At 68.5% G+C, this 10,726-nt stretch carries 9 protein-coding genes; 2 read left to right on the forward strand and 7 right to left on the reverse strand.

Translation table 11 applies throughout. The annotated features are described in order from the left end of the window. Positions 1 to 580, reverse strand: a 580-nt coding sequence (locus G3N64_RS36185; protein ID WP_205788432.1) for an MFS transporter, incomplete at its 3' end; no start/stop codon positions are given. 155 nt (positions 581 to 735) lie between these two features. Here G3N64_RS36185 and G3N64_RS36190 point away from each other — a divergent pair. Next, positions 736 to 1,620: a LysR family transcriptional regulator gene (locus tag G3N64_RS36190; RefSeq protein ID WP_205788433.1), complete on the forward strand. Its 885-nt coding sequence runs from the start codon at positions 736 to 738 to the stop codon at positions 1,618 to 1,620. 66 nt (positions 1,621 to 1,686) lie between these two features. Here the strand turns inward: G3N64_RS36190 and eutC are convergent, their stop codons facing one another. From eutC to G3N64_RS36210, 4 genes are all read right to left on the reverse strand, one after another. Beyond that, positions 1,687 to 2,481, reverse strand: coding sequence for an ethanolamine ammonia-lyase subunit EutC (gene eutC / locus G3N64_RS36195; RefSeq protein ID WP_205788434.1), 795 nt, complete (start codon positions 2,479 to 2,481; stop codon positions 1,687 to 1,689). Then, positions 2,478 to 3,875, reverse strand: a complete 1,398-nt coding sequence (locus tag G3N64_RS36200; protein ID WP_205788435.1) for an ethanolamine ammonia-lyase subunit EutB — start codon at positions 3,873 to 3,875, stop codon at positions 2,478 to 2,480. Before G3N64_RS36200 ends, eutC begins: the two co-directional genes overlap by 4 nt. Before the next feature lie 90 nt (positions 3,876 to 3,965). Continuing rightward, positions 3,966 to 5,378 (reverse strand): ethanolamine permease, encoded by a 1,413-nt coding sequence (gene eat, locus G3N64_RS36205; RefSeq protein WP_205788436.1) that lies wholly within the window; start codon positions 5,376 to 5,378, stop codon positions 3,966 to 3,968. Positions 5,379 to 5,696: 318 nt separating this feature from the next. Next, positions 5,697 to 7,160, reverse strand: coding sequence for a mechanosensitive ion channel (locus tag G3N64_RS36210; RefSeq protein ID WP_205788437.1), 1,464 nt, complete (start codon positions 7,158 to 7,160; stop codon positions 5,697 to 5,699). Positions 7,161 to 7,437: 277 nt separating this feature from the next. Here G3N64_RS36210 and G3N64_RS36215 point away from each other — a divergent pair, with 277 nt between their 5' ends. After that, positions 7,438 to 8,316, forward strand: coding sequence for an AraC family transcriptional regulator (locus tag G3N64_RS36215; protein WP_205788438.1), 879 nt, complete (start codon positions 7,438 to 7,440; stop codon positions 8,314 to 8,316). Positions 8,317 to 8,402: 86 nt separating this feature from the next. Here the strand turns inward: G3N64_RS36215 and G3N64_RS36220 are convergent, their stop codons facing one another. Both G3N64_RS36220 and G3N64_RS36225 read right to left on the reverse strand, forming a co-directional pair. Further along, on the reverse strand, positions 8,403 to 8,771 hold the full coding sequence (locus G3N64_RS36220; protein WP_205788439.1) for a zinc ribbon domain-containing protein: 369 nt from the start codon (positions 8,769 to 8,771) through the stop codon (positions 8,403 to 8,405). A gap of 10 nt (positions 8,772 to 8,781) precedes the next feature. Then, a partial coding sequence (locus G3N64_RS36225) for a heavy metal translocating P-type ATPase (RefSeq protein ID WP_205788440.1) occupies positions 8,782 to 10,726 on the reverse strand: 1,945 nt, incomplete at its 5' end.

Here is a 10,726-nt window from a genome sequence, read left to right on the forward strand (position 1 = left end):
GCATGCGCGGCAGCCCGAAGCCGAGCGACAGCCCGCCGGCCACCGCGCTCGTCACGAAGATCGCGCGCCAGCCGAAATGCCCGATCAGCGCGCCGGCGAGCACGGGCCCGAACGCGAGCCCGATCCCGAAGGTCGTGCCGAGCAGGCTGAATGCGCGCGTGCGCGCTGCGCCGTCGAACTCCTGCGCGAGCGCGGCCGTGCCGCCCGCCAGTGCCGCGGCTGCCGCGAGCCCTTGCGCGGCGCGCAGCAGGTCGACCGTGAGCATCGACGGCGCGAACGCGAGCGCGACCGACATCAGCGTGAAGCCGCCAACGCCGATCGCGAACAGGCGCTTGCGGCCGAACTGGTCGGCCAGCGCGCCGGCCGCCATCAGGAAGCTGCCGAACGCGAGCATGAACGCGTTGGTGATCCAGTTCATCGCGACCGTGTCGCCGTGCAGGTCGCGGCCGATCGCGGGCGTCGCGACCGCACCGCCTGAAAACGACAGCGGCAGCGCGACGGCGGCCATGCAGACGGCGGCCAGCACCCACGCGCGCCGGCGTGCCGACGGGCCCGAAGCGGCTGAAAAAAGGTGATCCATCATCGCTCCTCGAAAAGCCGGCGCAGTTGCGCCGTCAGAGCGACAGAAGATAAATCCGATTCAATCCGCGAAAAACCACGCGAAGTTCCACATATAACGGATTAAAATTCCGCAATTCACTCGACTACGCGCGTCGGCGCGCCCCCTTCGATTCGATGGAAAACCTGACCGGCATCGTCGCCTTCGTCCGCACCGCCGACGCGCTGAGCTTCGTCGCGGCCGGCCGCGCGCTCGGCATCTCGGCGTCGGCGGTCGGCAAGACGATCGCGAAACTCGAGCAGTCGCTCGGCGTGCGCCTGTTCAACCGCACGACGCGGCGCGTCACGCTCACCGAAGAGGGGCGTCATTTCTACGAACGCTGCCAGCGGATCCTCGAAGATTTCCGCGATGCCGAAGCGACCGTGACGGCATCGGCGCAGCGCCCGCGCGGCAAGCTGCGCGTGAGCCTGCCGGTGATCGGCTACCGGTTCCTGCTGCCGGTGCTGCCCGAATTCCGGCAGCACTACCCGGACGTCGAGCTCGATCTCGATTTCAACGACCGGATGGTGGATGTCGTCGAAGGCGGTTTCGACGCGGTGATCCGCAGCGGCCCGCTGTCCGATTCGAGCCTGATGTCGCGGCGGCTCGGTCCGTTCGCGTTCGTGCTGTGCGCGGCGCCCGCGTATCTCGCGCAGGCCGGCACGCCGCGCACGCCGCGCGATCTCGAAGCGCACGAATGCGTGCGCTACTGCTTCCCGACCACCGGCAAGCTGCAGGACTGGGCGCTCGCGGCCGACGACGGCACGCCGCTGAAGCTGCGCACCGCGCTGACCTGCAACAACATGGAAGCGCTGCGCGGCACCGTGCTCGCGGGGCTCGGCATCGGCTACATGCCCGACTTCCTTGCGCGCGACGCGCTCGAACACGGCGCGCTCGTCACCGTGCTCGACGACTACCGGATCGCGCCGGGGCAGTTCTCGATCGTGTGGCCGTCGAGCCGGCAGTTGTCGCCGAAGCTGCGCGTGTTCGTCGATTTTCTGTGCGAGCGGCTGTTCAGGTAGCCGCCCCGCGGGCCACTCGAACTGCGCGAATACCGCCACTCGGCGGCAGCCCGCGCGCAGCCCTTCTCAGTCCGCCCCGATCCGCTCCGCTTCCGCCTGCGGCAACAACGCGTCGCTGTCATCCTTCAACCCGACGCCCGTCAGCCCGAGCCGGCGCGCGTGCGTCATCAGGTAATGCAGCTTGTGCGCGGCTGCCGCATGCGGCAGCCCTTCCGGCCGCACGTTCGAGATGCAGTTGCGCAGTGCATCGTGGCAGCCGACCTTCGGCGCCCACGTCAGGTACACGCCGAGGCTGTCCGGCGAGCTGAGCCCCGGCCGTTCGCCGATCAGCATCGCGACGACCTTCGCGCGCAGCAGCTCGCCGATCTCGTCGCCGAGCGCGACGCGCGCCTGCGTCGCGACCACCACCGGGCCGATCCGCCAGCCGTCCGCGTCGAGCCGCGGCCGCACTGCCTGCAGCAACGGCAGCGCCTGCTTCGCGGCCGCGAACGCCGACAGCCCGTCGCCGATCACGAACACGACGTCGGGCGCGTCGTCGAGCGCCGCACCGTAGCCGGCCAGCAGCCCGCGGCTGTCATCCGACAGCTTGCGGCCGAGGTCGGGCCGGCGCAGATAGTGGTCGCGGTCCGGCGCGGCGCTCTGCACGCCGAGCGTCGGCAGCAGGCCGGCCGCCTCGATCTCGCGCCGCAGCGCGGCCGCGTCGAGCGGCTGGTGCACCGCATCGCGCGCCTGCGCATGCGACAGGTTGAAGGCCAGCAGCGGCGCGGTCGGCAGGCTGTTGCCCGCGCGGCCGAGCGCGATCCGCGCATTCGTGAACGACTTCAGTTGCGCCCACGGATTCTTTTCGACGGCGTCGCTCATGCCGAAATCCCCATCCAGTCATTTGCGCCCGCGAGCAGCGGCGCACGCGACGTCGCCGTGCGCAGCACGCCGTGCGCGTCGGCGATCTCCATCGTCTCCAGCCACTCCTCGAATTCCGGCGCACGGCGCAGGCCGAGCACTTCACGCACGTACAGCTGGTCGTGAAACGACGTGCTCTGGTAGTTCAGCATCACGTCGTCCGCGCCCGGAATCCCCATGATGAAGTTGATGCCGGCCGCACCCAGCAGCGTCAGCAGCGTGTCCATGTCGTCCTGGTCGGCTTCCGCGTGGTTCGTGTAGCAGATGTCGCAGCCCATCGGCACGCCGAGCAGCTTCCCGCAGAAGTGATCCTCGAGCCCGGCGCGGATGATCTGCTTGCCGTCGTACAGGTATTCGGGCCCGATGAAGCCGACCACCGTGTTCACGAGGAACGGCTCGAACTTGCGCGCGACCGCATACGCGCGCACCTCGCAGGTCTGCTGGTCGACGCCGAAGTGCGCGTTCGCCGACAGCGCGCTGCCCTGGCCCGTCTCGAAGTACATGAGATTGTTGCCGACGGTGCCGCGCTTGAGCGACAACGCGGCCTCGCGCGCCTCGCCGAGCAGCGCGAGCGAGATGCCGAAGCTCGCGTTCGCCTTCTCGGTGCCCGCGATCGACTGGAACACGAGATCGACCGGCGCGCCCTTCTCGATCGCCGCGATCGTGTTGGTCACGTGCGTGAGCACGCACGACTGCGTCGGCACGCCGTAGCGTTCGCGGAACCCGTCGATCATCGCGAGCAGCTTCACGATCGCCGCGAGGCTGTCGGTCGCCGGGTTGATGCCGATCATCGCGTCGCCGCAGCCGTACATCAGCCCGTCGAGCATCGATGCGGCAATGCCCTTCACGTCGTCGGTCGGGTGGTTCGGCTGCAGCCGCACCGACATCCGGCCGGCGAGCCCGACCGTATTGCGAAAGCGCGTGACGACGCGCCGCTTCCTCGCCGCCGCGATCAGGTCCTGGTTGCGCATCAGCTTCGACACGGCCGCGACCATCTCGGGCGTGAGGCCCGGTGCGATCCGTTCGAGCGCCGCACCGTCGGCGGCCGGCGACAGCAGCCAGTTGCGGAAATCGCCGACCGTCAGGTGCGAGATTTCCGCGAACGCCTGCGCATCGTGATCGTCGACGATGAGGCGCGTGACCTCGTCGTCTTCATACGGGATCACCGCTTCGTTCAGGAACGCCTTCAGCGGCACGCCCGCGAGCGCGATCTTCGCGGCGACGCGCTCCTCCTCGCTCGCCGCCGCGACACCGGCGAGCTGGTCGCCGGAACGCAGCGGGCTCGCCTTCGCGAGCAGCGTCTTCAGGTCCGCGAAGCGGTACGTGCGCGAACCGATCGTCTCCGTATAGGACATCTGCGAGTCTCCTTGCCAAAAGCCGACGGCGCGCCCGTTCGACGGGGCGCGCCGGATGCCGTCAGGAACGGCCTTTCACCTTCATCCTGCTCACTCCTCCAGCAGCGCGTCGCCGTGCGCACTCGCACGCTGCGAACGCGTCGCGAGGAAGTACGCATAGCCGAGCGCGAGGAACCCGAGGAACACCAGCGCGACCAGCCCGTTGAAAACCACCATCGTAACGAGACAGACGAGCGCGGCCAGGATCGCAAACGCCGGGAAGATCGGGTACAGCGGCGCGCGGAACGGCCGCGCCATGTTCGGCTGCGAGCGGCGCAGCTTGAACAGCGACGCCATGCTCACGATATACATCACGATCGCACCGAACACCGACATCGTCACGATATTCGCGGTCAGCGTCTGCCCGCCGAACTGGATCAGCTCGTCGCTGTAGATCGCCGCGATGCCGACCACGCCGCCCGCGAGGATCGCGCGGTAAGGCGTCTTGAAGCGCGGATGCACCTTCGCGAGCCATTCGGGCAGGTAGCCTTCGCGGGCCAGCGCGAAGATCTGGCGCGAATAGCCGAGGATGATCCCGTGGAACGACGCGACCAGCCCGAACAACCCGAGCCACACGAGCATGTGCATCCAGCCGCTGTTCGCGCCGACGATGTACTTCATCGCCTGCGGCAGCGGGTCGTTGATGTTCGCGAGCTTGGTCCAGTCGCCCGCGCCGCCGGCGAACACCATCACGCCGATCGCGAGCGCAACGAGGGTCAGGATCCCGGCCACGTACGCGATCGGAATCGAGCGCTTCGGGTTCTTCGCCTCCTCGGCGGCCATCGCGACGCCTTCGATCGCGAGGAAGAACCAGATCGCGAACGGGATCGCCGCGAACATCCCGTGGAACGCGCCCAGGCTGAAATGATCGGCGCCCGACCAGCCGCCCTTCATGAAGTTGCTCCACGCGAAGCCCGGCGACACGACGCCCATGAACACCAGCAGCTCGAAGATCGCGAACAGCGTGACGACCAGCTCGAAGGTCGCCGCGATCTGCACGCCGACGATGTTCAGCGCCATGAACACGAGATACGCGCCCATCGCCGCATGCTTCGGCTCGAGGCCCGGGAACTGCACGTGCAGGTAGGCGCCGATCGCGAGCGCGATCGCGGGCGGCGCGAACACGAACTCGACAAGCGTCGCGGCACCGGCGAGATAGCCGCCGGTCGGGCCGAATGCACGGCGCGCGTAGGCAAACGGGCCGCCCGCGTGCGGGATCGACGTCGTCAGCTCGGTGAAACTGAAGATGAAGGTCGTGTACATCGCCGCGACGAACAGTGCGGTGATGACGAAGCCCAGCGTGCCGGCGCTCGCCCAGCCGTAGCTCCAGCCGAAGTATTCGCCGGAAATCACGAGGCCGACCGCGATACCCCACAGTTGCCAGGTCCCGAGCGTCTGCTGCAGCGCGGGCTGGCCGGACGACTTGGCGCCGGCGGCGGGCCGGCCATTCGACTCTGCTATCATCTGACTCTCTCCTCAAAGGCGCCGGGCCTGGCGGCCTGCGCGACTGAGAATCGATGCTAGAGAGTCATTAAACGACGTGTTATCGAAATTCGGCAAAGATCGCGGCTGACATTTCGCTGACGGAAATGCAGACACGAGACGGGTAACGGAGCCGATCGGCGAAGGGCCGACGCGGCGACAGCGTTCGGCGACGGTCGGGTGCTGGCCGCGCCGCACGAGCGAACGCTGGCGCGTGCCGTTCTCGCCCGGCTGGATACCCACGCTGCCGCAGCGCCGGCCGACCGCGCAGCGCGGCCGGACGGATGCTCGACGGTGGCGTTACTGCCCGCCGCCGCGCTGGTTGAACCAGCGGTCGAGCAGCTTGCCGGCCGCTTCGCGGCCACCGAGGCCGAACGACAGCGCCACTGCCACCGCGATCGCGCCGAGCACGAGGCCGAACGCGAGCTGCACGATCTCGTTCGCGATGCCCATCGCACGCAGCCCCATCGCGAACACGAGGCCGAGGATCGCGAATTGCGCGATGCGCGCGAACAGCACGCTGTGCTCGCGGTCGGCCTGCTCGATCACGCGGCGCGCGAGGCCCGCGAGCCACACGCCGATCACGAGGATCACGCCGCCCATCAGCACGTGGCCGCCGAATTCGATGAACAGCGTGACGACGTCGCGCACCTGCGAGAAGCCGAGCCGGTTCGCGGCTTCGACCGACGCGAACAGCATCGCGAAGAACACGATCAGCCGCGCGACCAGCACCGACGGCTGCAGAATCCCCGAGAACACGCGCTCGACGCCGAGCACGGCCGGCAGCCCGTCGGCGCCCGCCGCTTCCAGCAGCTTCTGCGCGAGCGACGCGACGAAGCGCGCGAAGTAGAACGTCACCAGCACGATCACGATCGCCGCGACGATGTCCGGCACCGCGCCGAGGAACTGGTTCAGCATGTTGGTGGCCGGCACCGAGATCGCATCGATCTTCAACGCATCGAGCGCGGAGATCAGCGTCGGCACGAACACGAACACGTAGACGATCGTGCCGATCAGGCTCGACACGCGCACGGGCGTCGGGCTGTCGAGACGCTGCGTGAGGCGGTCGGCGCCGGCGGCAACGAGCAGGTTCGTCACGAGGCCGCGCAGCACCCGCGCGACGATCCAGCCGACGATGCCGATCACCGCAGCCGCGAACAGGTTCGGCACGATCGCGAGCAGCTTGTCGACCATCCCCTGCACCGGCGACAGCAGCCCCGACAGCGCGAACGACGCGAGGATCGCCGGCAGGAACATCAGGATCACGAGCCAGAACAGCACGTCGCCGAGATAGCCGGTCATCGGCTGCATGCCGGCGCCTTCGGACAGCTTGTCGTCGATCTTGCTCGCCTTCAGCGCGCGGTTCGCGAGGCTGCGCAGCAGCGACGCGATGAGCCACGCGATCAGCGTCAGCGCCCCGCCGCCGATCAGGTTCGGCAGGTAGTTGACGATATGCGTGACGAGCAGCGAGAACGGGTTGGAGACCGCATACAGGTTGAGCACGTTGAAGATGCCCACCGCGGTGACCAGCAGCACGAGCCAGAACAGGCCGCCCGCGATGATGCGTTCGACGTACGCGCCCTGGCCGGTGCTTTCGTTGATCCGCTGATCGACCTTCAGCGCGTTGAGCAGGCGCAGCGCGCCGGCCCGCACCGCCACGGCGATCAGCCAGCCGATCACCAGGATGCCGATCGCGCCGGCGATCTTTGGCAGATACCCTCCTAGCGTGGTCTGCAGCGACGTGATGAAGCTGGAAGCATCCATTTCTTCTTCTCCCGAAAACGTGGTGTTGCGATTGAACATCGACGAACTACCTGCGTACTTCGAAATGCGTGCTGCCCCGTCGGAGCAACTTACCCGAGAAAAATGACGCGATCACCCGATTTCACCGTCTTTAACTTTAGTCATAGATCGCAGGGGGGCAAGACCCCATTTCGTCGAAATAAAAAAGGGCCTGATTTATCGGCCTCCTATGCATTTCCGCAAGATTTATCAAATCGGGCCGTGCTACCGTGACGTCGGTTCCTGCCCTGACACGCCGATGACCGTCGAAACGAAACCCGACTCGCCCGCCTGGATCCGCTACGCAGCGAGCGTGGCACGCGTCCATGAATACGTCCGCGCACACCTCGACGGCCCGCTCGACCTGAACCGGCTCGCCGAAATCGCATGCCTGTCGCCGTATCACTGGCAGCGCGTCTATCGCGCGCTGTATGGCGAGTCGATCGTGCTGACGGTGCGCCGGATGCGGATCGTGCGAGCGTCCGAGGATCTCGTCTGCACCGCGCGGCCGCTCGACGAGATCGCGCGGCGCGCGGGCTACGGTTCGACGCACGCGTTCGCGCGGGCGTTTCGCGACGCGTACGGCGTGCCGCCCGCACAGCACCGGCGCACGGGCAGCCACCGGCCCATCTATCCGCTACAGCGAGGAGAAGAAGACATGTTCAAGCATGAAGTCGAGATCCGGCAGTTGCCGGCGTTGCACGGCTATGCAGTGGCGCACACCGGCGCGTACATGAAGGTCGGCGACGCGTTCGCGCGGATCGGTGCGTGGGTCGGGCAGCGCGGGCTGATCGGCCCGGGCGCGAAGATGATCGGGATCTTCTACGACGATCCGGACACGACGCCCGAAGCGCAGTTGCGCGCGAAAGCCTGCTTCATGCCGGCCGCCGGCGCGCCGGACGTCGAACCCGCGCCGCCCGTGGAGCGCGTAACGGTGGCGGGCGGCGAATACGCGGTGCTGTTGCATACGGGGCCGTATGCGGACCTGAAGACAGCCTATCAGTGGCTCTACGGCGACTGGCTGCGTCACTCGGGCCGCGAAGCCGCCGACGCACCGCCGTTCGAGCTGTACCTCAATACGCCGATGGATGCGGCGCCGGCCGATCTGCGCACCGAGATCTACCTGCCGCTGCGCTGATCGAAAGGCCGGTTCGCCTGCGCCGGCGCTGAAATGAAGCGCGCCGGCCGGCGTTCACGCGCCGCCGGCGCGAATGGCCGACAAACTTACGCCGCCTGCGTCCCGCATCCGGGACAGAACCGCGCGTCGGCCGCCAGCGCCGAGTGGCAGCGGCTGCAGGACTTGCCGCGTTGCGCGGCACCGCACTGCGCGCAGAAACGCGCATCCGACGCATTGAGCGCGCCGCAGCCCGCACAGGCGAGCTGGCTCAGCGATACGTTGCCGCCGCCCTGCCCGCTTCGACTGTCGGCTGGCGCCTGCCAGCCCCAGCCGTGGCGATCGCGGCCGCGCGCATCGTGGCCGCCCTGCCCGTCGTGGCGCGGCCCGCCGTGATGGCCGCCACCGTGGCCGCTGTTGCCGTACCCGCCGCCATGACCACCGCCGTGGCCGCCCAGGATTCGTTTCAGAAAGCTCATCGCGTGCTCCTCAACGCGTGGCCTGCGCGCTACCGAACGCCCCCGAGGACGACAGCAGCCGCAAACCGTTGGCCACGACGATCAGGCTTGCGCCCGCGTCGGCGAAGACCGCCATCCACATCGTGCCGAGCCCCGCGACCGTGAGGCCGAGGAACACGATCTTCACGCCGAGCGCGAAGCCGATGTTCTGCACCAGTACGCGATGCGTCGCACGCGACAGCCGCACGAACGCGGGAATCTTGCGCAGGTCGTCGTCCATCAGCGCGACGTCGGCCGTCTCGATCGCGGTGTCGGTGCCCATCGCGCCCATCGCGAAGCCGATGTCGGCGCGCGCGAGCGCCGGCGCATCGTTGATCCCGTCGCCGACCATCCCGACCGCGCCCGCGCCGCCGGCTGCCAGTTCCTCGACCGCCGCGAGCTTGTCTTCCGGCAACTGGTTGCCGCGCGCGTCGTCGATACCGGCCTGCTGCGCGATCGCCTGCGCGGTATGCGGGTTGTCGCCCGTCAGCATCGCGGTGCGGATGCCGAGCGCATGCAGATCGGCGATCGCCGCGCGGCTCGTGTCCTTGATCGTGTCGGCCACCGCGAAGATGCCGAGCACGCGCGCTTCGTCGACCAGCACCACGACGCTCTTGCCCTGCCGCTCGAGCGCATCGAGCTTCGCTTCGAGGGCCGTCGAGCAGCGCTCGAGCTCCTCGACGAGCCGGTGGTTGCCGAGCCAGTAACGCGTGCCGTCGATCGTGCCGCGCACGCCGCGCCCGACGATCGCTTCGAAGTCCTTCGCATCGGCGAATGCCGCCGTGCCGGCGTCGCGTGCCGCGGCTGCAATCGCCTGCGACACCGGGTGATCGGAGCGCGCCGCGAGGCTCGCGCCGAGGTGCCGTACACGCGCCGCATCGGCGTCGTCCGCATGCAGGTCAAAGTCGGTCTGCACCGGCTTGCCGTGCGTGATCGTGCCGGTCTTGTCGAGCGCGAGCCACGCGAGCTTGCGCCCTTCTTCCAGATAGACGCCGCCCTTCACGAGAATCCCGCGCCGCGCCGCGGCCGCGAGCCCCGACACGATCGTCACCGGGGTCGAGATCACCAGTGCGCACGGGCACGCGATCACGAGCAGCACCAGCGCGCGGTAGATCCAGTCGTGCCACGCACCGCTCATGACGATCGGCGGCACCACCGCCACCAGCAGCGCGACCGCGAACACGATCGGCGTGTAGACGCGTGCGAACTGGTCGACGAAGCGCTGCGTCGGCGCCTTCGCGCCTTGAGCTTCTTCAACCGCATGGATGATCCGCGCGAGCGTCGAGTTGGCCGCGACGGCCGTCACGCGATAGTCGAACGAACCCGATTCGTTGATCGTGCCCGCGTACACGGCATCGCCGGTCGTCTTTTCGACGGGCAAGCTCTCGCCGGTGATCGGCGCCTGGTTCACCGTCGAGCGGCCCGCGACGACTTCGCCGTCCAGCCCGATCCGCTCGCCCGGCTTCACGCGCACGACTGCACCGAGCGCCACCTGTGCGGCCTCGATCGTGCGCCACGCCCCGTCGGCGTCCTGCACGGTCGCGGTGTCCGGCGCGAGCTGCATCAGGCCCTGGATCGCGTTGCGCGCCCGGTCGAGCGACTTCGCTTCGATCAGCTCGGCAATCGTGAACAGCACCATCACCATCGCGGCTTCCGGCCACTGGCCGATCGCCATCGCACCCGTCACCGCGATGCTCATCAGCGCGTTGATGTTCAGATTGCCGTTGCGGATCGCGATCCAGCCCTTCTTGTACGTGGTGAGCCCGCACGCGAGTACCGCCGCGAGCGCCAGCAGCGCCGACAGCCACACGGGCAAGCCGGCCCAGGTCGCGCCTTCGGACGCGATCGCGGCGACGCCGGCCAGCGCCAGCGGCCACCATGGCTTCGCGGGCGCATCGGCGACGCGCGGCGCCGGCGCCGCGCGTCGCCGATGCGCC

The organism is Burkholderia sp. Ac-20344, assembly GCF_017104975.1.
Taxonomy (GTDB): domain Bacteria; phylum Pseudomonadota; class Gammaproteobacteria; order Burkholderiales; family Burkholderiaceae; genus Burkholderia.